The sequence below is a fragment of the Micromonospora sp. NPDC049240 genome (assembly GCF_040647835.1).
GTDB lineage: Bacteria > Actinomycetota > Actinomycetes > Mycobacteriales > Micromonosporaceae > Micromonospora.
This window is the reverse complement of sequence record NZ_JBEZCX010000035.1, coordinates 1-24674: the sequence shown is the minus strand read 5'-3', so window position 1 is coordinate 24674 and position 24674 is coordinate 1. Positions and strand designations below refer to the sequence as shown.

At 76.8% G+C, this 24674-nt stretch carries 3 protein-coding genes; all 3 read left to right on the top strand.

Features of this window, described 5'->3' with window-relative positions; translation table 11 throughout:
- A partial coding sequence (locus AB0B02_RS31390; RefSeq protein WP_357306615.1) for a type I polyketide synthase occupies positions 1–2999 on the top strand: 2999 nt, incomplete at its 5' end.
- A 38-nt stretch (positions 3000–3037) separates the two neighbouring features.
- Entirely contained in the window at positions 3038–17755 is a 14718-nt protein-coding gene (locus AB0B02_RS31385; protein ID WP_357306611.1) for a type I polyketide synthase, read from the top strand.
- A gap of 34 nt (positions 17756–17789) precedes the next feature.
- Positions 17790–24674 (top strand): type I polyketide synthase (locus AB0B02_RS31380; RefSeq protein ID WP_357306608.1); only part of this gene is annotated, 6885 nt, incomplete at its 3' end.

Below are 24674 nucleotides of genomic sequence, written 5' to 3'. Positions count from 1 at the left end.
GCCGCGGTGACGACGATCCGACCCGGCTGCTGACCAGCCTCGCGGTCGCGCACACCCTCGGCCTGCCCGTCGACCTGACCCGCGTCCTCACCCCCGCGACCACCGTCGACCTGCCCACCTACCCGTTCGCGCGGGACCGGTACTGGCTGGCGCGCGGCGGCTCCGGCCCGGTCGGGCTGCCCGCCGCCGGCCTCGACGCGGTCGACCACCCCCTGCTGCACGCCGTGGCCGACCTGCCCGGCGACGAGGGCCTGCTGTTCACCGGCCGGCTCACCCTGGCCACCCACCCCTGGCTGGCCGACCACGCCGTGCTCGGCACCGTCCTGCTCCCCGGCACCGCCCTGGTGGAGCTGGCGTCCTGGAGCGGACGCGCCGTCGACACCGCCCACGTCACCGAACTGGTCCTGGAAGCGCCGCTCGTCGTCCCGCCCACCGGCGGCGTCGACCTGCGGGTCCGCGTCGGCGCCGTCGACGACGACGGCTGCCGGCCGGTCACCGTCCACTCCCACCTCGACGACGACGGCGACACCCCGGGCGCCGGCCGCACCTGGCAACGGCACGCCACCGGCCTGCTCGCCCCCACCCGCCCGGTCACCGTGGCCGCCGGCGGGGCGTGGCCACCCGCCGACGCCGAGCCGATCCCCCTGGACGCGCTCTACCCGCACCTCACCACGCAGGGCTACGGCTACGGCCCGACGTTCCAGGCGCTGCGCGCCGCCTGGCGCAGCGGCGACGACCTCCTCGCCGAGGTGGCGCTCGACACCGACGCCCCCGCCGACCCGTTCACGCTGCACCCGGCGCTGCTCGACGCCGCGCTGCACACCATCGGCGCCGACGCGCTGCACCGCGCCACCACGACCGCGCCGGCCGCAGACGCCGCGACCACGCCGACCACGGCCCCCGGGCTGCCGTTCTCCTGGACCGGGCTCGCGATCCAGCCCACCCGGGCCCGGGAACTGCGGGTCCGGCTCACCCCCACCGACGGCGCGGTCGCCGCCACCGTCACCGACACCGGCGGCGTGCCGGTCGCCTCCCTCGACGCGCTCGTGCTGCGCCCGATCAGCGCCGACCAGCTCGACACCGCCCGCCGATCGGCCGCCCGGTCCCTGCACCGCCTCGACTGGATCACCCCCGAACCGGGTGACCGCCGCCCGTCCCGCCTCGCCGTGCTCGGCGACGCCGACGAGTGGCCCGGCGTCGACGCGTACCCGGACCTGGACGGGCTGGTCGCGGCCGTGACCGGCGGCGCGGCCCGGCCCGACGCGGTCGTCGCCACCGTCACCGGGCAGCGCGCCGACGAACCCGACCCGGCCCGCGCCGCGCACCTGCTCACCCACGAGACGCTGGCGCTGGCGCAGGACTGGCTCACCCGTGAACCGCTCGCCGACATCCCGCTGGTCGTGGTCACCCGCAACGCGGTCCGCGCCGAACCCGGCGACCGCCCCACCGACCTGCCGGCCGCCGCCGCGTGGGGCCTGATCCGCTCCGCGCAGTCCGAGAACCCGGGCCGGTTCGTGCTGCTCGACCTCGACGACGACCCCCGCTCCCCGGTGGCGCTGCCGGCCGCGCTCGGCACCGGCGAACCGCAGCTCGCGCTGCGCGCCGGACAGATCCGGGTGCCCCGGCTGGTCCGCCTCGGCCCGCCGCCGGAGCGGCCCGAACCGGAGCTGTCCGCCGGCACCGTGCTGGTCACCGGCGCCACCGGCGCGCTCGGCCGCCTCGTCGCCCGCCACCTGGTCACCCGGCACGGCGTGCCGCGCCTGCTGCTGGCCAGCCGTAGCGGCCCGGACGCGCCCGGCGCGGCCGACCTGGTCGCCGAGCTGACCGCGCTCGGCGCCGCCGCGCAGGTCGTCGCCGTCGACGTCAGCGACCGGGACGCGCTCGCCGTGCTGCTCGACGAGATCCCCGCCGACCGGCCGCTGGTCGGCGTGGTGCACGCCGCCGGCGTCCTCGACGACGGCGTGCTGCCCGCGCTCACGCCGGCCCGGTTCGACACCGTCCTCACGCCCAAGGTGGACGCCGCCTGGCACCTGCACGAGCTGACCGAGAAGCTGGACCTCGCCGCGTTCGTGCTGTTCTCCTCCTCCGCCGGCCTGTTCGGCGGGCCCGGCCAGGCCAACCACGCCGCTGCGAACGCCTTCCTCGACGGGCTCGCCCACCACCGCCGGGCGCGCGGCCTCGCCGTCACGTCCATGGCCTGGGGGCCGTGGGCCAACCCGGCCGAGCCCGGCGGGCCGCAGGGCCACGTCGACGAGCAGCGGATGAGCCGGGCCGGCTTCCGGCCGCTCGGCCCGGACGAGGGCATGGCGCTGTTCAGCGAGGGACTGCGCCACGACGAACCGGCGATCGCACCGGTCAGCCTGGACCACGCGGTGCTCGGCCGGCTCGGCCCGGCGCTGCCCCGGCTGTTGCACGGCCTGGTCCGTACCACCGTCGGCGCCGGACCGGCCACGGCCCCGGCCGGCGACGCGGCGGCGGCGCTGCGCGACACGCTCGCCGCCACCGCCGAGGCGGACCGCGACCGGGTGCTCTCCGACCTGGTCCGCACGCACGCGGCGGCGGTGCTCGGCTACGCCTCGATCCGCGACGTGGACGAGGAGAAGGGCTTCGTCGAGCTGGGCTTCGACTCGCTGACCGCGGTCGAGTTCCGCAACCGGCTCAGCGCCGCCACCGGGCTGCGCCTGCCGTCCACGCTGATCTACGACCGGCCCACCACCGCCGCGATGGTCACGCACCTGCGCGGCGCGCTGCTCGCCGAGCGGAGCACCTCCGCGCTGACCGTGCTCGGCGAGCTGAACAAGCTGGAGACCGCGATGCGCGCCATCGCCGACGACGACACCGACCGCGCCGCCGTCGCCGTCCGGCTGCGCGAACTGCTGTCGCTCTGGACGTACGCCGACGGCGGCGCCGACGACCCCGCCGCGGGTGACGGCAACCTCAGCTCCGCCAGCGCCGAGGAACTGTTCCACCTCCTCGACGACGAACTCGGAACCGCCTGAGATGCCCCGGACCTCTGATCCCGATACGGAGCGCCCCGATGCCCACTGAGGCAGAGTTCCTCGACTACCTCCGCCGCGCCACCACCGACCTGCGCGAGGCGCGGCGGCGCGTCCGCGAGGTGGAGGCCAAGGACCGCGAGCCGATGGCCATCGTGGGCATGGCCTGCCGCTACCCGGGCGGCGTGCACGGCCCGGACGAGCTGTGGCAGCTCGTCGCCGACGGCCGCGACGGGGTGGGCGACTTCCCGACCGACCGGGGCTGGGACCTGGAACGGCTCTTCTCCGTCGACCCGGACAACCCGGGCACGTCGTACACCGACAAGGGTGGCTTCCTCTACGAGGCCACCGAGTTCGACCCGGCGTTCTTCGGCATCTCGCCGCGCGAGGCGCTCGCCATGGACCCGCAGCAGCGGCTGCTGCTGGAGAGCACCTGGGAGGCGTTCGAGTCCGCCGGGCTGGACGCGCACCGGCTGCGCGGCAGCCGGACCGGCGTGTTCGCCGGCGTGATGTACCACGACTACGCGTCCCGGGTGCTGGACCTGCCGGAGGGCGTGGAGGGCTACCTCGGCACCGGCAACTCCGGCAGCGTCGTCTCCGGGCGGGTCGCGTACACGTTCGGGCTGGAGGGCCCGGCCGTCACCATCGACACCGCGTGCTCCTCGTCGCTGGTCGCGGTGCACCTCGCCGTGCAGGCGCTGCGCCAGCGCGACTGCGACCTGGCCCTCGCCGGTGGCGTCACCGTGCTCTCCACCCCCGGCGTGTTCGCCGAGTTCTCCCGGCAGCGCGGGCTGGCCGCCGACGGGCGGTGCAAGTCGTTCGCCGCCGCCGCCGACGGCACCGGCTGGGCCGAGGGCGTCGGCATGCTGCTGCTGCAACGCCTCTCCGACGCGCAACGCGACGGCCGCCGCATCCACGGCATCATCCGGGGCAGCGCGGTCAACCAGGACGGCGCCAGCAGCGGCCTCACCACCCCGAACGGCCCCAGCCAGGAACGCGTCATCCGGCAGGCCCTCGCCAACGCGCGGCTGTCCCCGGCCGACGTGGACGTGGTCGAGGCGCACGGCACCGGCACCACGCTCGGTGACCCGATCGAGGCGCAGGCGCTGCTCGCCACGTACGGGCAGGACCGCGACGGGCGCGACCCGCTCTGGCTGGGCTCGGTCAAGTCGAACCTGGGCCACACCCAGGCCGCGGCCGGCGCCGCCGGCATCATCAAGATGGTCCAGGCGATGCGGCACGGCGTGCTGCCCCGCACGCTGCACGTGGACGAGCCGTCCCCGCACATCGACTGGTCGGCCGGCGCGGTCACCCTGCTCACCGAGGCGCGGCCCTGGCCGGAGTCGGACCGGCCACGGCGGGCGGCGGTGTCGTCGTTCGGCATCAGCGGCACCAACGCGCACGTCATCGTGGAGCAGCCGCCGGCCGTCGACGAGCCCGAGCCCACGCCCGGCACGCCGCCGCCGCTGGCGCCGGTGCTGCTCTCCGCCCGCGACCCCGAGGCGCTCGCCGCGCAGGCCCGCCGCTGGGCCGACCACGTGGCCGCCGACGCCCGGCCGGTCGACTGGGCCGCCGCCGCCCGCCGCCGCGCCAACCTGGACGCGCGGGCCGTGGTGCTCGCCGCCGACCGTGACGAGTTGCTCGACGGGTTGCGCGCGCTGGCCGACGGCGAACCCACGCCGACCGTGGTCACCGGCGCCGTCGGGCCGCGCGGCCGGGTCGCGTTCCTCTTCTCCGGGCAGGGCGCGCAACGCGCCGGCATGGGCCGCGACCTGTACGACGCGTTCCCGGTGTTCGCCGCCGCGCTGGACGAGGTCTGCGCGCACCTCGACCCGCTGCTGCCGCAACCGCTCAAGCCGGTGCTGTTCGGCGCCGGCGACCTGCTGGACCAGACCCAGTTCACCCAGGCCGGCCTGTTCGCCGTCGAGGTGGCGCTGCACCGGCTGGCCCGCTCGTTCGGGCTGACCCCGGACTACCTCGTCGGCCACTCGATCGGTGAGCTGGCCGCCGCGCACGTCGCCGGCGTGCTGTCGCTGGCCCACGCCGCCCGGCTGGTCGCCGCGCGCGGCCGGCTCATGCAGGCGCTGCCCGCCGGCGGCGCCATGCTCGCCGTGGCCGCCGGCGAGACCGACGTGACCGCGTCGCTGGCCGACGTGACCGGACGGGCCGGCATCGCCGCCGTCAACGGGCCCGCCGCGGTGGTGGTCTCCGGTGACGCCGAGGCGATCGACGCGCTCGCCGCGCACTGGGCCGACCGGGGTACGCCCACCCACCGGCTGCGGGTCAGCCACGCGTTCCACAGTGCCCTGATGGAGCCGATGCTCGCCGAGTTCGCCTCGGTCGCCGCCGGCCTCGACTACGCCCCGCCCACCGTGCCGATCGTGTCGAACCTGACCGGCCGCATCGCCGAAGCCGACGAGATCACCACCGCCGACTACTGGGTGCGGCACGTCCGCGAGGCGGTGCGCTTCGCCGACGCGGTGGACCGGCTCGCCGAGGCCGGCGTCGGCACGTACGTCGAACTCGGGCCCAGCGGTGTGCTGACCGCGATGGCCGAGGGCGCCCTCGCCGACCCGGCGGCCGTGCTGGTGCCGCTGGTGCGCAAGGACCGCCCCGAACCCCGCGCCGTGCTGGAGGCGCTGGCCCGGCTGCACACCGCCGGCCTGACCGTCGACTGGGACGCCCTGCTCGCCGATGCCGGCGCCCGCCCGGTCGACCTGCCCACGTACGCGTTCCACCACGAGCGGTACTGGCTGGAGCCGGTCGGCCGGCTCGCCGACGTCTCCGGCGCCGGTCTCGGCGCGGCCGGGCATCCGCTGCTCGGCGCCGCCGTCTCCGTGGCCGGCGAGGACATGGTGCTGCTCACCGGCCGGCTCTCCGCCGGCACCCACCCCTGGCTGGTCGACCACCAGGTCGGCGACGTGGTGGTGCTGCCCGGCGCGGCGCTTGTCGAGCTGGTGGTCCGGGCCGGTGACGAGGTCGGTGTGTCCCGGCTGCGCGAGCTGGCCATCGCCGCACCGCTTGTGCTGCCCGCGGCCGGTGGCGTCCGGGTGCAGGTGCGGGTCGGCCCGGCCGACGAGGCGGGCGCCCGCGCGGTGACCGTGCACGCCCAGGCCGAGGACGACCCGGAGGCCGGCTGGGTGCGGCACGCCGAGGGCGTGCTCGAACCGGCCGTCGCCGACGAGCCCGGCCTGCCGGCCTGGCCGCCGACCACCGCCACCGAGGTCGACCTGGACGGCTGGTACGACACGCTGGCCGAACGCGGCCTGGCGTACGGGCCGGCGTTCCGGGGCCTGCGCCGCGCCTGGACCGGCGACGGCGAGGTGTACGCCGAGGTCGCGCTCCCCGAGGACGTCACCGGCACCGGCTTCGCGGTGCACCCGGCCCTGCTGGACGCCGCGCTGCACCCGATCGGCCTGCTGCTCGCCGCCGACGGCGGGGGCCCCCGGGTGCCGTTCGCGTTCGAGGGCGTGCAGGTGCACGCCGTCGGCGCCACCGCGCTGCGGGTGCGGCTCTCCCGCGACGGCGCTGCGGTGCGCCTGGTCGCCGCCGACGACGCCGGCGCGCCTGTCGTGTCGGTGGACTCCCTGGTCCTGCGCGAGATGACCGGCCTGACCGCGCCCGGCGCGGCGGCCCGATCCCTGTTCGAGGTGTCCTGGCAGCCGGAGCCGGTGCCGGCCGGCGACGACCTCGCCGGCTGGGCGGTGCTCGGCGCGTCCGTCGACGGGTTGTCGTCGTATCCGGACGTGTCGGCGGTGCTCGACGCGGGGGAGGGGGTGCCGCACACGCTGGTGTTGCCGGTGGTCGGGTGGTCCGACGCGGAGGTGCCTGACGCGGTGCGGGTGACCGCGTCGGATGTGTTGGCGGTGGTGCAGGCGTGGTTGGCGGCGGAGCCGCTTGCCGAGTCGCGGTTGGTGGTGGTGACCCGGGGTGCGGTGGTGGCGGCGGGCGACGATCGGGTGACCGATCTGGCGGGTGCGGCGGTGTGGGGGTTGGTGCGGTCGGCGCAGTCGGAGCATCCGGAGCGGATCGTGTTGGCCGATCTGGATCGGGGCGTCGACGGCGGGGTGCTGTCGGTGCTGGCCGGTGTGCTGGGTGACCTGCCGGCGACGGGCGGGCAGGTGGCGGTACGCGGCGACGTCGTGTTGACGCCGCGCCTGGTCCGCGCCGCGCCGGTGGAGTCGGTGTCCGCCGGGGACGCCGGGCTGCCGACCGGCATCGGTGCCGGGACGGTGCTGGTGACCGGCGGCACCGGCTCGCTCGGTGCCCTGGTGGCGGCGCATCTGGTCACCGGGCACGGGGTGCGGTCGCTGGTGCTGGTGTCGCGGCAGGGGCCGGCCGCGCCGGGTGCGGACGCGCTTGCCGGGCGGTTGTCCGGGCTGGGTGCGTCGGTGTCGGTGGTGGCGTGTGACGTGACCGATCGGGATCAGGTCGCGCGTGTGGTGGCGGGTGTGGCGGGTCGGCTCGCCGGGGTGGTGCACACCGCCGGGGTGCTGGACGACGGGGTGGTGTCGTCGATCAGCGCGGAGCGGTTGGCGAACGTGCTCGCGCCGAAGGCCACGGCGGCGTGGTGGCTGCACGAGGCCACCCGGCATCTCGACCTGGACCTGTTCGTGCTGTTCTCGTCCGTCGCCGGGGTGCTCGGCTCACCCGGCCAGGCCGCCTACGCCGCCGCGAACGGTGTGCTCGACGCGCTCGCCACGCAGCGCCGGCAGGACGGGCTGCCGGCGGTCAGCCTGGCCTGGGGCATGTGGGACACCGACGGCATGGCCGCCGCCCAGTCCGACGTCGACCGGGCCCGCTCCACCCGCGCCGGCCTCGGCGCCATGAGCCCCGAGGTCGGCCTGGAACTGTTCGACACCGCGCTCACCGCCGGGCGGGCCACGCTCGTGCCGGCCGTCATCGACGTACCCGCGATGCGGGCCCAGATCGTCGGCGGCCGGGTGCCGTCGCTGCTGCGGGCGCTGCTCGGCCCGGTCACCACCCGCCGCCAGGCCGGCCGGGGCAACTGGGCCGACCGGCTCGCCGGCCTCGACCCGCAGGAGGCCCGCGACCAGATCGACGCGCTGATCCGTGGCCTGGTGGCACAGGTGCTCGGGCACGGCGGCGCGGACGCGGTGCCGACCGACCGGGCGTTCCGGGAACTGGGCTTCGACTCGCTGACGGCGGTGGACCTGCGGAACCGGGTCAACGCGGCCACCGGGCTGCGGTTGCCGTCCACGCTGGTCTTCGACTACCCGACGCCGCAGATCCTGGCCGGCCAGGTGTACGCCGAACTGGCCGGCGCCCGCACCGACACCACCGGCGCCCCGGAGGCGGCCACCACCACCGGCCTGGACGAGCCGGTGGCGATCGTCGGCATGGCGTGCCGCTATCCCGGCGGGGTGGAGAACCCGGAGCAGCTCTGGGAGTTGCTGGCCACCGGTGGCGACGGCATCTCCGAGTTCCCGGCCGACCGGGGCTGGGACCTGGAGTCGCTGTTCGACAGCGACCCGGACCACAGCGGCACCTCCTACACCCGACACGGCGGCTTCCTCTACGGCGCGCCCGACTTCGACCCCGGCTTCTTCGGCATCTCGCCGCGTGAGGCCCTGGCCATGGATCCGCAGCAGCGGCTACTGCTGGAGACGTCGTGGGAGGCGTTCGAGTCCGCCGGCCTCGACCCGGGCGGGCTGCGCGGCTCGCGTACCGGGGTGTTCGCGGGCGTCATGTACCACGACTACGCGTCCCGCCTGATGGAGCTGCCCGCCGAGGTCGAGGGCTACATCGGCACCGGCACCTCGGCCAGCGTGCTCTCCGGCCGCGTCGCGTACTCGTTCGGGCTGGAAGGCCCCGCCGTCACCGTCGACACGGCCTGCTCGTCGTCGCTGGTGGCGCTGCACCTGGCGGTGCAGGCGTTGCGGTCCGGGGAGTGCGACCTGGCCCTGGCCGGTGGCGTGACGGTGATGGCGACGCCGGGCACGTTCATCGAGTTCTCCCGCCAGCGTGGTCTGTCCCCGGACGGTCGCTGCAAGTCGTTCGCCGCGTCCGCCGACGGCACCGGTTGGGGCGAGGGCACCGGCGTGTTGCTGGTGCAGCGGCTCTCCGACGCGCAACGCGAGGGCCGCCGCGTCCTGGCCGTCGTGCGGGGCAGCGCGGTGAACCAGGACGGCGCGTCGAACGGGTTGACCGCGCCGAACGGTCCGTCGCAGCAACGCGTCATCCGACAGGCCCTTGCCAACGCGCGGCTGACCACGTCGGACGTGGACGCGGTCGAGGCGCACGGCACCGGCACCACGCTCGGTGATCCGATCGAGGCGCAGGCGCTGCTCGCCACGTACGGGCAGGACCGCGAGACGCCGCTGCTGCTCGGCTCGGTGAAGTCGAACATCGGCCACACGCAGGCGGCGGCCGGGGTCGCCGGGATCATCAAGATGGTCCTCGCCATGCGGCACGGCATCGTCCCGCCGACGCTGCACGTGGACGAGCCGTCGCCGCACGTCGACTGGACCGCCGGGGCGATCACCCTCGCCACCGCCCCCACGCCGTGGCCCGACCGGGACCGGCCCCGCCGCGCGGCGGTGTCGTCGTTCGGGATCTCCGGCACCAACGCCCACGTCATCCTGGAACACGCCCCCGCGCCCGCCGCCCCGGCCGAGTTCCGGCCCGGCGCCGCCATCGACGCCGGCGTGATCCCGTTCGTGCTCTCCGCCGCCGACCGGGCCGCGCTGCCCGACCAGGCGGTCCGGCTGCGCGCCCACCTCGCCGCGTACCCCGAGTTCGCGCCCGCCGAGGTGGCCCACGCGCTGACCAGCAGCCGGGCGGCCTTCCCGCACCGCGCCGTCGTGCTCGGCCGGGACGCCGACGAACTGACCCGCGGCCTCACCGCGCTGGCCGACGGCGAGACCGTGCCCACCGTGGTCACCGGCACCGCGCTGCGCAACCCGGCGCCCGTCTTCGTCTTCTCCGGCCACGGCGGCCACTGGCCCGGCATGGCCGTCGACCTGCTGGACACCTCGCCCGTCTTCGCCGCGTCCATCGCCGAGTGCGAAGCCGTCCTCACGCCCTGGGTCGACTGGTCGCTGACCGACGTGCTGCGCGGCGCCGACGGCGCACCGCCGCTTGTCGCCTCCGGCGTCGTCCAGCCCGCGCTCTGGGCCGTCATGGTCTCACTGGCCCGGCTCTGGCGGTCCCTCGGCGTCCGGCCCGGTGCCGTGGTCGGGCACTCCCAGGGCGAGATCGCCGCCGCCTGCGTGGCCGGCGCGCTCTCCCTCGAGGACGCCGCCCGGATCGTGGCGCTGCGCAGCCAGGTGCTCGCCGACATCGCCGGCCGGGGCGGCATGGCCTCCGTCGGCCTGCCCGCCGAGCGGGTCGAACGGATGCTCGACCGCTGGCCGGGCCGGCTCTGCCTGGCGGTGGTCAACGGACCCGGCTCGGTGGTGGTCGCCGGCGACCCGGACGCGCTCGCCGAGCTGGTCGCCGCCTGCGCCGCCGACGACGTGCGGGTCCGCCCGCTCGACGTCGACTACGCCTCCCACTCGCCGCACGTCGAACCGGTCGCCGACCGGCTCCTGGCCAGCCTGGCCGGGATCACCGCCCGCCCCGCCGAGGTGCCGTTCTACTCCGCGCTCACCGGCCAGCCCACCGACACCACCACGCTCGACGCCGACTACTGGTACCGCAACCTGCGCCAGACGGTGAACTTCGAGCAGGCCGTGCGGACCCTGCTGGCCGACGGGCACCAGGTGTTCCTGGAGGTCGGCCCGCACCCGGTGCTCAGCTTCGGCATGCAGGAGACCATCGACGACGCCGAACACGACGCCGCCGTGGTGAACACGCTGCGCCGCGACGCCGGCGGATGGCCCCGCGTGCTCACCGCGCTCGCCGAGCTGCACACCCACGGGGTCGGCGTGGACTGGGCCGCGGTCTGCGGCGTCAGCGCCGCCGCGCCCGTGCCGCTGCCCACGTACGCGTTCCACCGGCAGCGCTACTGGCCCGAGTCGCCGGTCCGCACCGGCCCGGTCGCGACCGTCGAGGACCAGGCCGACCGGCAGTTCTGGGACGCCGTCGAACGCGCCGACGCGGACGCGCTCGCCGCCACCCTCGACGTCGACGGCGGCGCCGCCCGGGCGCTCGGCGAGGCGCTGCCGCTGCTCACCGAGTGGCGACAACGCCGCCGCGACGAGTCCACCGTGGACGCCTGGCGGTACCGGGTGCGTTGGACGCCGCTCGCCGCCGCGACATCCGCCCGGCTCACCGGCACCTGGCTGCTCGTCGCCCCCGCCGCGTACGCCGGTGACCCGCTCGTCGGTCAGGTCGTCGCCGCCCTCGGCGAGGCCGGCGCCGGCGTCGTGCCGGTCACCGTCGACGACCCGGACCGGGCGGCCCTCGCCGGGCAGCTCGCCGGGCTCGACACCGACGCGCTCACCGGCGTGCTGTCCCTGCTCGCGCTGGACGAGACCGGCCACCCGGACCGCCCGGTCGTGCCCGCCGGGCTCGCCGGCACGCTCGCGCTCGTGCAGGCGCTCGGCGACGTCGGCTGCGCCGCGCCGCTGTGGTGCGCCACCCGGGGCGCGGTCACCACCGGCCGCGCCGACCCGCTCGACCACCCCGCGCAGGCCCTGGTCTGGGGCCTCGGCCGGGTCGCCGCGCTGGAACACCCGGACCGCTGGGGCGGCCTGGTCGACCTGCCGACCGTCCTGGACCGCCGTGCCCGGGGCCGGCTCGCCGTCGTGCTGGCCGGCGTCGGACACGAGGACCAGCTCGCGGTCCGTCCCTCCGGGCTGTTCGGCCGCCGGCTCGCCCGCGCCGGCGGCGACACCCCGCCCGGGACCACCGGCTGGCGACCCGCCGGCACGGTCCTGGTCACCGGCGGGCTCGGCTCGCTCGGCGCGCACGTGGCCCGCTGGCTGGCCACCGACGGCGCGGACCATCTCGTGCTCACCGGCCGGCAGGGCCCGGCCACCCCCGGCGCCGCCGAGCTGGAGGCGGAGCTGACCGCGCTCGGCGCCCGCGTCACGGTGGCCGCCTGCGACGTCGCCGAGCCCGACTCGCTGCGCGACCTGGTCGACCGGCTCGCCGGGCAGGACGTCCGCGTCGACGCGGTCTTCCACGCCGCCGGCGTCGCGCACGCCGGCCCGCTCGACGGCACCGACCTGGCCGCGCTCGCCGACGGCCTGCACGCCAAGGTGGCCGGCGCGGTCAACCTCGACCGGACGTTCGGCGACGACGTCGCCGCGTTCGTGCTCTTCTCCTCCGGCGCGGGCGTCTGGGGCGGCGGCCTCCAGGGCGGCTACGCCGCCGGCAACGCGTTCCTCGACGCGCTCGCCGAGGACCGCCGCCGACGCGGCCGGCCCGCCACGGCCGTCGCCTGGGGCGCTTGGGACGGCGGCGGCATGATGGACACCGAGGGCGCCGCCGACCAGATGTTCCGCTCCGGCGTCCGGCCGATGCGCCCCGACCTGGCCGTCGCCGTGCTGGCCCGGGCGCTCGCCACCGACGAGGTCACGCTCGCCGTCGCGGACATCGCCTGGGACCGGTTCCACCAGACGTACGCGCTGGCCCGCCCACGCCCGCTGATCGAGGACCTGCCCGAGGTGGCCCGCCTGCTCGCCGCCACCCGCGGCGACGACGAGCCGGCCGAGGCGTCCCCGCTGCGCGGCCGGCTCGCCGGCCTGGCCGAACCGGACCGCCGTCGCGCCCTGCTGGAACTGGTGCGGAGCAACGCCGCCGCCGTGCTCGGCCACGCCTCCGCCGAGGCGGTCGGCGCGGACCGGCCGTTCCGCGACATCGGCTTCGACTCGCTCAGCGCGGTCGAGATGCGCAACCGGATCGCCGAGGCGGTCGGGCTGCGGCTGCCCGCCACGCTGGTCTTCGACCGGCCCACCCCGGCGCTGCTCGCCGGCTGGCTCGCCGACCGGATCCTCGGCGTCACCGACGCGGCGCCCACGCCCACCCGGGCCGTCGCCGCACTCGACGAACCGATCGCCGTGGTGGCGATGAGCTGCCGCTACCCGGGCGGCGTGGACAGCCCCGAGGAGTTCTGGCGGCTGGTCGCCGAGGGCCGCGACGCGATCGGCCCGTTCCCCGCCGACCGGGGCTGGGACCTCGACGCCATCTACGACCCCGACCCGGACACGCCCGGCACCTCGTACGCCCGGGAGGGCGGCTTCGTCACCGACGTCGGCGGCTTCGACGCCGGCCTGTTCGGCATCTCGCCCCGCGAGGCGCTGGTGATGGACCCGCAGCAGCGGCTGCTGCTGGAAACCGGCTGGGAGCTGTTCGAACGCGCCGGCCTGGCCCCGGCCGACATGCGGGAGAGCAGCACCGGCGTGTTCGTCGGCACCAACGGGCAGGACTACGCCACGCTGCTGATGGCCGCCCGCGCCGACACCGAGGGCTACCAGGCCACCGGCAACGCCGCCGCCGTGGTCTCCGGCCGGCTGTCCTACACGTTCGGGTTGCAGGGCCCCGCCGTCACCGTGGACACCGCCTGCTCGTCGTCGCTCGTCGCGCTGCACCTCGCGGTGCAGGCGCTGCGCGCCGGCGAGTGCGACCTCGCGATGGCCGGCGGCGTCACCGTGATGGCCACCCCCGGGCCGTTCCTGGAGTTCGCCCGGCAACGCGGCCTCGCCGCCGACGGCCGGTGCAAGTCGTTCGCCGGCTCGGCCGACGGCACCGGCTGGGGCGAGGGCGCCGGCCTGGTGCTGCTGCAACGGCTCTCCGACGCCCGCCGCGACGGCCGCCGGGTGCTGGCCGTGGTGCGCGGCTCCGCCGTCAACCAGGACGGCGCGAGCAACGGCCTGACCGCCCCGAACGGCCCCGCCCAGCAGCGGGTCATCCGGCAGGCCCTCGCGAACGCCGGGCTCACCCCGGCCGACGTGGACGCGGTCGACGGACACGGCACCGGCACCCGCCTCGGCGACCCGATCGAGGCGCAGGCGCTGCTCGCCACGTACGGGCAGGACCGCCCCGCCGACCGTCCGCTGCTGCTCGGCTCCGTCAAGTCGAACATCGGTCACACCCAGGCCGCCGCCGGCGTCTCCGGCGTGATCAAGATGGTGCTGGCGCTCCAGCACGGCCAGCTCCCGCCCACGCTGCACGTGGACGAGCCCACCCCGCACGTCGACTGGTCCGACGGCGGCGTGGCGCTGCTCACCGAGGCCCGGCCCTGGCCGGAGACGGACCGGCCGCGCCGCGCGGCGGTGTCCGCGTTCGGCGTCAGCGGCACCAACGCCCACGTCGTCCTGGAAGCGGCCCCGCCCGCCGACGACACCCCGGCCGAGCCGGACCACGCCGCGCCCCGGCCGGCGCTGCCGCTGCTGCCCTGGCCGCTCTCCGCCGCCGACGACGAGAGCCTGCGCGCGCAGGCCGCCCGCCTGGCCGCGACGGACCTCGACGACGAGGCCGCCGCGGTGGCGCGGACGCTCGCCACCGCCCGCTCCCACCTGCGGCACCGCGCGGTCCTGCTGGCCGCCGACCCGGACACCCGGCAGGCCGCGCTGCGCGCGCTGGCGGCGGGGGAGAGCCACCCCGCCGTGCGGCGGGACGTGGCCACCCCCGGCACGCTCGCCATGCTCTTCTCCGGTCAGGGCGCCCAGCACGCCGGCATGGGCCGCGAGCTGTACCAGGCGCTGCCCGCGTTCGCCGAGACGCTCGACGAGGTCTGCCAGCACCTCGACGCGTACCTGCCCCGCCCGCTGAAGAGCGTGCTGTTCGCGCCCGACGGCAGCGCCGAGGCCGCGCTGCTCGACCAGACCGCGTTCACCCAGGCCGGGCTGTTCGCCGTCGAGGTGGCGCTGCACCGGCAGCTCGCCGACTGGGGCGTCCGCCCCGACCTGGTGGCCGGGCACTCCGTCGGCGAGATCACCGCCGCGCACGTCGCCGGCGTGCTGTCGCTGCCGGACGCCTGCACGCTCGTCGGCCAGCGGGGTCGGCTCATGCAGGCGCTGCCGGCCGGCGGCGGGATGCTCGCCGTCGCCGCCGGGGAGGCCGAGGTGACCGACGCGCTCGCCGGGCACGCCGACCGGGCCGCCGTCGCCGCCGTGAACGGACCGGCCGCCGTCGTGGTCGCCGGCGCCGACGAGGCGCTGTCCGCGCTCGCCGACCACTTCACCACCCTCGGCGTACGCACCAAGCGGCTCACCGTCAGCCACGCGTTCCACAGCCCGCTGATGGAGCCGATGCTGGCCGAGTTCGCCACCGTCGCCGCCGGCCTGGACTACGCCGCGCCGGTCGTGCCGCTGGTGTCCAACCTGACCGGTCGCGTCGCCGACGCCGACCTGATCCGTACCCCCGACTACTGGGTGCGGCACGTCCGGGAGGCGGTGCGCTTCGGCGACACGGTCACCCACCTGCGCGACCTCGGCGTCGGCACGCTGCTGGAGGTGGGCCCGGACACGGTGCTCACCGCGCTCGCCGCCGACCTGCTGCCGGACGGCGGGCCGCTGGTCACCGGCGTGCAACGCCCCGGCCGGGACGAGGTCGCCACGCTGCTCGGCGCGCTCGCCCGGCTGCACTGCCACGGCACGCCGGTGGACTGGGCGGCGCTGCTGCCCGACGCCGACCCGGTCGAGCTGCCCACCTATCCGTTCCGCCACCAGCGCTTCTGGCCGGTCGCCGACGGCGAGCTGGTCGGCGTCGCCGCGCCGGCCGCCGCCGACCCCGCCGACGACGCGTTCTGGCAGGTCGTCACCGCCGGCGACGGCGACGCCCTGGCGGCCCGCTTCGGCGTGGACCCGGACCGGCCGCTGCGCGACCAGCTCCCCACGCTCGCCGACTGGCACCAGCGGCGTCGCGCCGACGCGGTGGCCGACGGCTGGCGCTACCGGATCACCTGGCCGCGGCGGCAGCTCACCGCCGGCCCCGCCACCGGGGACTGGCTGCTCGTGACGCCCGCCGACGCGGCGACCGAACCGGCGGAGCGGATCGCCGAGCTGCTCGCCGCGCACGGCGGCACGGTGCGCACGCTCACCGTCGACCCGGCCACCATCACCCGCGCCGACCTGGCCGGTGACCTGCCGGACGGGCCCGGCCGGATCGTGTCGCTGCTGGCGCTGGACGAACGCCCGCACCCGGCGTACCCGGGTGTGCCGGCCGGTCTCACCGGCAACCTCGCGCTGGTCCAGGCCGTCACCGACGTCGCGCCGACCGGGCCGCTGTGGCTGCTCACCCGGCAGGCGGTCAGCACCGGCACCGGTGACCCGCTCGCCCGGCCGGAGCAGGCCACCACCTGGGGCCTCGGGCTGGTCACCGCGCTGGAACACCCGGCGCACGCCGGTGGCCTGCTCGACCTGCCGGCCGACCTGGACGCCGCCACCGGGGAGCACCTGCTGCGGGCGCTGACCAACACCGACGGCGAGGACCAGCTCGCGGTCCGCCCGGCCGGCGTGCACCTGCGTCGACTCGTCCGGGCGCCGCGCCCGGCCCGGCCGGACGCCCCGACCTGGACGTCGCCGGACACGGTGCTCATCACCGGCGGCACCGGCGCCATCGGCCGGTACGCCGCCGGCTGGCTCGCCCGGCACGGCGCCCGCACGCTGATCCTGGTCAGCCGGCGCGGCCCGGACGCCCCCGGCGTCGCCGAGACGGTGGCCGAGCTGGCCGACCTCGGCGCGCAGGCCCGGGTGCTCGCCTGCGACCTGGCCGACCGCACCGCCGTCGCCGCGCTCGTCGACGGGCTGCGCGCCGACGGCGAGACGGTCCGCGCGGTGGTGCACGCCGCCGGCGTCGGCCGCCTCAACCCGGTGCGCGCGGTCACCACCGACGAACTCGCCGACGTGGTCTCCGGCAAGACCGCCGGCGCCCGCCACCTGGACGAACTGCTCGACCCGGCGGCGCTGGAGCTGGTCGTCTACTTCTCCTCCATCGCCGCCGCGTGGGGTGTCGGCGACCACGGCGCGTACGCCGCCGCCAACGCGTTCCTGGACGCCTGGGCGCAGTCCCGCCCGGCCGGGCCGGCGCGCGTGGTGTCGGTCAACTGGGGACCGTGGGCCGGCGGTGGCATGGTCGACGCCGACCACGCCGCCGCGATGAGCCGGCGCGGCGTCACGCTGCTCGACCGGGAACCGGCGATGGCCGCGCTGCGCGCCGCGATCTCCGGCGACGACCCGGTGCTCACCGTCGCCGACGTGGACTGGGCGCGCTTCGCCCCGGTCTTCGCCGCCGCCCGGCCCCGACCGCTGATCGGCGACCTGCCCGAGGTGGCGGCCCCGCCCACCGGCGCCGACCCGGCCGACACCGGCGGCGCGGAGACGCTCGCGGAGCTGCGCAAGCGCCTCGCCGACCTGACCGCCGCCGAACAGAACCGGCTGCTGGTCGACCTGATCCGCACCGCCGCCGCCGAGGTGATCGGCCACGACAGCCCGTACGCCCTGGAGGCCGACCGGCCGTTCCGGGACCTCGGGTTCGACTCGCTGACCGCGGTGGAGCTGCGCGGCCGGCTGGCCCGGCTCACCGGCCTCGCGCCGGCCAGCTCGGTGGTGTTCGACTACCCCACCCCGCAGGCCCTCGCCGAGCACCTGCGCGCCCAGCTCGTCGACGAGTCCTCGGAGCGGGAACTGCCCACCGTGGAGGAACTGGACCGGCTGGAGGAGGCGCTCACCCTGCGGGAGCGCGACGACCTCGGCCGGGTGCGGATCACCATGCGGCTGCACCGGCTGCTGGAACGGCTCGGCGCCGACGAGCCGGCGGAACCGGGCGAGGACGTGGCCGACCGGCTGCGGACGGCCAGCAACCAGGAGCTCTTCGACCTTCTCGACCGCGATCTCGGGTTGTCCTGAGGCACGCGTGGCACACCAGGGAGCGGAATCGACCATGGCGGACACGGCAGTGGGCACCACCGGACCGGCCGGGGACGAGGCACGGCTCCGGGAGTATCTGACCCGGGTCGTCACCGAGCTGCACCAGACCCGCCAGCGGCTGCGCGAGGTCACGGCCGAGGAGTCCGAGCCGGTGGCGGTGGTGGCGATGAGCTGCCGCTACCCCGGCGGGATCAGCTCGCCGGAGGAGCTGTGGCGGTTCGTCGCGGACGGCGGCGACGCCATCGGCGACTTTCCCGCCGACCGGGGCTGGAACCTCGACCTGCTGCACCACCCCGACCCGGAGAACGCCGGCACCTCCTACACGGCGGCCGGCGGGTTCCTGGCCGACGCCGGGCAGTTCGACGCCGCGCTGTTCGGCGTCTCGCCCCGCGAGGCGGTCGCCATGGACCCGCAGCAGCGGCTGCTGCTGGAGGTCACCTGGGAGCTGTTCGAACGCGCCGGCCTGGCCCCGCTGTCGCTGCGCGGCAGCCGCACCGGCGTCTTCGTCGGCACGTCCGGCCAGGACTACGCCGCCGTGCTGCACCGCGCGCCGAACGCCGAGGGGTACGTGCTCACCGGCACCGCCGCCAGCGTGGTCTCCGGCCGGCTCGCCTACACGTTCGGGCTGGAGGGCCCGGCGATCACCGTGGACACCGCCTGCTCCTCCTCGTCGGTCGCGGTGCACCTCGCCTGTCAGGCGTTGCGGGAACGCGAGTGCGGGCTGGCCGTCGCCGGCGGCGCCACCGTGATGGCCACCCCCGGCCCGTTCGTGGAGTTCTCCCGGCAGCGCGGGCTGGCCGCCGACGGGCGGTGCAAGTCGTTCGCCGCCGCCGCCGACGGCACCGGCTGGGCCGAGGGCGTCGGCGTGCTGCTGCTGGAACGGCTCAGCGACGCCCGCCGCAACGGCCACCCGGTGCTGGCCGTCATCCGCAGCTCGGCGGTCAACCAGGACGGCGCGAGCAACGGCCTCACCGCCCCCAACGGCCCGTCCCAGCAGCGCGTCATCCGGGCCGCGCTGGCCGGCGCGAAGCTCACCCCCGACCTGGTCGACGTGGTGGAGGCACACGGTACCGGCACCACGCTGGGCGACCCGATCGAGGCGCAGGCGCTGCTCGCCACGTACGGGCAGGACCGGCCCGCCGACCGGCCGCTGCTGCTCGGCTCGATCAAGTCGAACCTCGGCCACGCGCAGGCCGCCGCCGGCATCGCCGGGATCATCAAGATGATCCACGCCATGCGGCACGGGATCGTCCCGGCCACGCTGCACGTCGACGAACCCACCCCGCACGTCGACTGGACCGCCGGCGCGGTCCGGCTGGTCACCGAGCCGACGCCGTGGCCGGCCGTGGACCGGCCCCGCCGGGCCGCCGTCTCCTCGTTCGGCATGAGCGGCACCAACACCCACATCGTGCTGGAACAACCCGCCGAGGAAACGGCGGCCCCGGCCACGCCGGCCGACCGGACCGGACCGGTGCTGCTCACCGGCCGCACCCGTACCGCGCTGCGCCAGCAGGCCGAACGCTGGTCCCGACGGCTCGCCACCGAGCCGGGCCTCGCGCCCGCCGACGTGGCCTGGACGTCGGTGGTGTCCCGGTCGCCGCTGGAGCACCGCGCCGTGGTGCTCGCCGCCGACCGGGACGAGCTGACCGCCGCGCTGGACGCGCTCGCCGACGACCGGTCCGCCCCGCCGCTGGTCACCGGCGCCGCCGGCCAGCCCGGCGAGGTCGCGTTCGTCTTCCCTGGCCAGGGCTCGCAGTGGATCGGCATGGCCGCCGAGCTGCTCGACACCGCGCCGGTGTTCGCGGAGAAGCTCACCGCCTGCGCCGAGGCGCTGCGGCCGTACGTCGACTGGTCGCTGCTCGACGTGCTGCGCGGCGCACCGGACGCGCCGTCGCTGGACCGGGTGGACGTGGTGCAGCCGGCGCTGTTCGCGGTCGGCGTGTCCCTGGCCGCGTTGTGGCAGTCCTACGGCGTGCAGCCGTCCGCGGTGATCGGCCACTCGCAGGGCGAGATCGCCGCCGCCCACGTCGCCGGTGGCCTGACCCTGGACGACGCCGCCGCCGTGGTGGCGCTGCGCAGCCGGGTCATCGCGGAGCTGGCCGGCGACGGCGGCATGGTGTCCGTGGCGACCACCGCCGACGAGGCGACCGAGACGATCACCCGCTGGGCCGGGCGGATCTCCCTGGCGGCGGTGAACGGCCCGACCGCGGTGGTGGTCTCCGGCGACTCCGCCGCGCTGGACGAGTTGGTCGCCCACTACGAGGCCCGGGACGTCCGGGTACGCCGGGTGCCGGTGGACTACGCCTCGCACTCCGCGCACGTCGAACCGCTGCGGGAGCAGCTCCTGGCCCGGCTCGCCGACGTCACGCCCCGCAGCGGCACGGTCCGGTTCCGCTCGACCGTCACCGGCGACTGGCTGGACACCGCCGGCCTCGACGCCGACTACTGGTACCGCAACCTGCGCCAGACGGTCCACTTCGACGACGCGGTCCGGTCCCTCGTCGGCGCCGGCTACCGCACGTTCGTCGAGGTCAGCGCGCACCCGGTGCTCACCATGGCGGTGCAGGACAGCGCCGAGGCCGCCGGCGGCCCGGACGCCGCCACCGTCACCGGCACGCTGCGCCGGGACGAGGGCGGCCTGGACCGGTTCCACCGGTCCGTCGCGGCGCTGCACGTCGCCGGCACGACGGTGGACTGGCAGCCCGCGTTCGCCGGCCGGCCCGGTCGCCTGGTCGACCTGCCCACCTACCCGTTCCAGCGGCAGCACTACTGGGTGCCCGCCGACGAGCCGGCCGTCCCGGCCGCCGGCGCCGCCCTGCTCGACCACCGGTTCTGGGACGCCGTCGACCGCGCCGACCTGGACGCGCTGCGCGACACCCTGGCCGTCGACGACGCCGAGGCCGCCGAGTCGCTGCGGACGCTGCTGCCCGTGCTCGCCGGCTGGCGACGCCGGCAGCAGCAGCACGACCAGCTCGACGGCTGGCGCTACCGGATCGAGTGGCAGGCCGCGCCCGAACCCGCCACCGCCGCGCTCGGCGGCACCTGGCTGCTGGCGGTGCCGACCGGCCTCGACGACGACCCGGCGGTGGCCGCCGTCCGCGACGCGCTCACCGCCGCCGGCGCCGACGTGCGCCCGCTGACCGTGACACCCGACGCCGACCGGCCCGCACTCGCCGCCGCGCTCACCGACGCCGCGCGGGTCGACGCCACGGATGCCGACGCCACGGATGCCGACGCCACCGACGCCGGCACCGGCCGCGTCGACGTCGGCGGGGTGGTCTCGCTGCTGTCCTGGGCGCCCGCCACCGACCCGGACCCGCTCCTGCCCGGCCTGGCCGCCACGCTCGCGCTCACCCAGGCGCTCGGCGACACCGGCCTGGCCGCGCCGCTGTGGCTGGTGACCCGCAACGCGGTGGCCGCCACCGCGTACGACCGGGGCACCGACCCGGCCCAGGGCGCGGTCTGGGGGCTGGGCCGGGTGGCCGGCGTGGAGGCCCCGCACCGCTGGGGCGGCCTCGTCGACCTGCCCACCGAACCCGACGCGCGCGCCGCCGGCCGGCTCGCCGCGCTGCTCGCCGCGCCGGCCGGCGAGGACCAGCTCGCCGTGCGCGGCCCCGGCGTCCTGCGCCGCCGCCTGGTCCGCGCGCCGATCGGCGACCGCCCCCCGGTACGCCACTTCACGCCCACCGGAACCGTGCTGGTCACCGGCGGCACCGGCGGGCTCGGCGCGCGCGCCGCCCGTTGGCTCGCCGACGCCGGCGCCGCACACGTGGTGCTGGTCAGCCGGCGCGGCCCGGACGCGCCCGGCGCGGCCGAGCTGGCCGCCGAGCTGCGCGAGCGGGGCACCCGCGTCACGGTCGCCGCCTGCGACCTCGCCGACCGGGCCGCCGTCGCCGCGCTGCTCGACCGGCTACGCGCCGAGGGTCCGCCGATCCGCGCCGTCCTGCACACCGCCGGCCTGCCGCAGACCACCCCGCTGGACGCCGTCACCGCCGCCGAACTGGCCGAGGTGACCGCCGGCAAGGTGGCCGGCGCGGCCCACCTGCACGACCTGCTCGCCGACGACGAGCTGGACGCGTTCGTCGTCTACTCGTCCATCGCCGCCACCTGGGGCAGCGCCGGGCAGGCCGGGTACGCGGCCGGCAACGCCTACCTGGACACGCTGGCGCAGCGGCGACGCGCCGACGGGCTGGCCGGCACCGCCATCGCCTGGGGTTCGTGGGGCGAGGGCGGCATGCACGTGGCCGACTCCGACCGGGCGCTGCGCCGCCGGGGCGTGCCGCCGATGGACGCCGACGTCGCGATGAGCGCGCTGCGGCAGGCCCTCGACCACGACGACGTGACGCTCACGGTCGCCGACGTGGACTGGTCCCGGTTCGCGCCCGCGTACGCGTCCGCCCGGCGCCGGCCGCTGCTGGAGGGCGTACCGGAGGCGAAGGCCGCGCTCGACGGCGGCGCGCCGGCCGACGGCGACGCCGACGACGGACCGGCGGCGACGCTGCGGGCCCGGCTCGCTGGCCTGGACCCGGCCCGCCGCGAGGAGACGCTCGCCGACCTGGTCCGGGAACTCGCCGCCGACGTGCTCGGCCACGCCGACGCCGCCGCGATCCCGGCCACCACCGCGTTCCGGGACCTCGGCTTCGACTCGCTGACCGCGGTGGAGCTGCGCAACCGGCTGGTCACCGCCACCGGCCAGCCGCTGCCCACCACGCTGGTCTTCGACCATCCCACGCCGGTGGCGCTGGCCCGGCTGCTGCGGGACACGCTGCTCGGCGCCGACCCGGCGCCCGCCGGAACCCCGGTCACCACCGTCGCGTCCGGCGAGGAGCCGGTGGCCGTGGTGGCGATGGCCTGCCGCTTCCCCGGCGGCGTCAGCGACCCGGACGCGTTGTGGCGGATCGTCGCCGACGGCGTGGACACGGTCGGCGACTTCCCCACCGACCGGGGCTGGGACCCGGACACGCTCGTCGACCCGGCGGCGGCGTCGGCCGGCACCACCTACACCGACCAGGGCGCGTTCGTGGCCGACGCCGGCCACTTCGACCCGGTGTTCTTCGGCATCTCGCCGCGCGAGGCCGCCGCCATGGACCCGCAGCAGCGGCTGCTGCTGGAGGCGTCCTGGGAGGCGATCGAGCGGGCCGGCGTGGTGCCGGAATCGCTGCGCGGCTCCCGGACCGGCGTGTTCGCCGGCACCAACGGGCAGGACTACCGGGCGCTGGTGCTGGTCGCCCCGGACGAAAGCTTCGGCGGCACCGACAACGCGGCAAGCGTGGTGTCCGGCCGGGTGTCGTACGCGCTGGGCCTGGAAGGACCGGCCGTGTCGGTGGACACCGGCTGCTCGTCGTCGCTCGTCGCGTTCCACCTGGCCGTGCAGGCGCTGCGACGTGGCGAGTGCGACCTCGCGCTCACCGGCGGCGTGACCGTGATGGCGACACCCGGGCTGTTCGTCGAGTTCTCCCGCCAGCGTGGACTGGCCGCCGACGGCCGGGTCAAGGCGTTCGCCGCCGGCGCCGACGGCACCGGCTGGGGCGAGGGCGTCGGCGTGCTGCTGCTGGAACGGCTCTCCGAGGCCCGCCGCAACGGTCACCCCGTGCTCGCCGTGGTGCGCGGCAGCGCGATCAACCAGGACGGCGCGTCGAACGGGCTGACCGCGCCGAACGGTCCGTCGCAGCAGCGGGTGATCCGGGCTGCGTTGGCGGACGCGGGACTGTCCACGTCGGACGTGGACGTGGTGGAGGCGCACGGCACCGGCACCACGTTGGGTGACCCGATCGAGGCGCAGGCGTTGCTGGCCACGTACGGGCAGGAGCGGGAGACGCCGCTGCTGCTCGGGTCGATCAAGTCGAACATCGGCCACACCCAGGCCGCGGCCGGCGTCGCCGGGATCATCAAGATGGTCCTCGCGATGCGGCACGGGGTGGTGCCGCCGACGCTGCACGTGGACGAGCCGTCGCCGCACATCGACTGGTCGGCCGGCGCGGTGGAGCTGGTCACCGAGGCGCGGGAGTGGCCGGCGGTGGACCGGCCGCGTCGGGCGGCGGTGTCGTCGTTCGGCATCTCCGGCACCAACGCCCACGTCGTCATCGAACAGGCCGACGAGCCCGCCGCGCGGCCGGCGCCCGCCGCCCCGGGCCTGGTGGACGCCGACGTCCGGCTGTGGCCGGTGTCGGCCCGTACCCGGGCCGGCGTCGCCGCGCAGTCCGCCCGGCTCGCCGCCCACCTGCGCGCCGGCGGGCAGCTCGACCCGGCGGCGGTGGCCTGGTCCCTCGCCGCCACCCGCTCGACGTTCGAGCACCGCGCCGCAGTGGTCGGCACCACCGGCGACGAACTGCTGACGGCACTGGACGCGCTCGCGTCGGGCACCCCGACCGGAAACGTGGTGTCGGGTTCGGTCGCCGAGCACGGCCCGGGTCCGGTGTTCGTGTTTCCGGGTCAGGGTGGTCAGTCGGTGCGGATGGCGGCTGGTCTGGTGGGTCGGTGTGCGCCGTTCGACGCGCGTCTTGCGGAGTGTCAGCGGGCGTTCGCGCCGTTCCTGGATGTGGATCTCGTGTCGGTGTTGACCGGTGACGACGACGCCTGGTTGGACCGGGTGGAGATCTTGCAGCCGGTGTTGTTCGCGGTCGGTGTGTGTCTGGCCGAGGTGTGGCGGGCTACCGGGGTGGAGCCGTCGTTGGTGATCGGTCATTCGCAGGGCGAGATGGCCGCAGCGTGCGTGGCCGGGGTGCTGTCGCTCGATGATGCGGCGAGGGCGGTGATTCTGCGGGCGCGGTTGCTGGCCACTCTGGCGGGTTCCGGCGGGATGCTGGCGGTGGATCTGCCCGAGCACGAGGTGCAGGCGCGGATCGAGGGTGTGCCCGGCACGGTGGTGGCGGTGCTCAACGGTCCCGGGCAGGTGGTG

What these genes read in the sequence shown, in the direction of transcription:
- AB0B02_RS31385 (WP_357306611.1), top strand. Translation starts at nt 3,038, where the DNA reads ATGCCCACTGAGGCAGAGTTCCTCGACTACCTCCGCCGCGCCACCACC.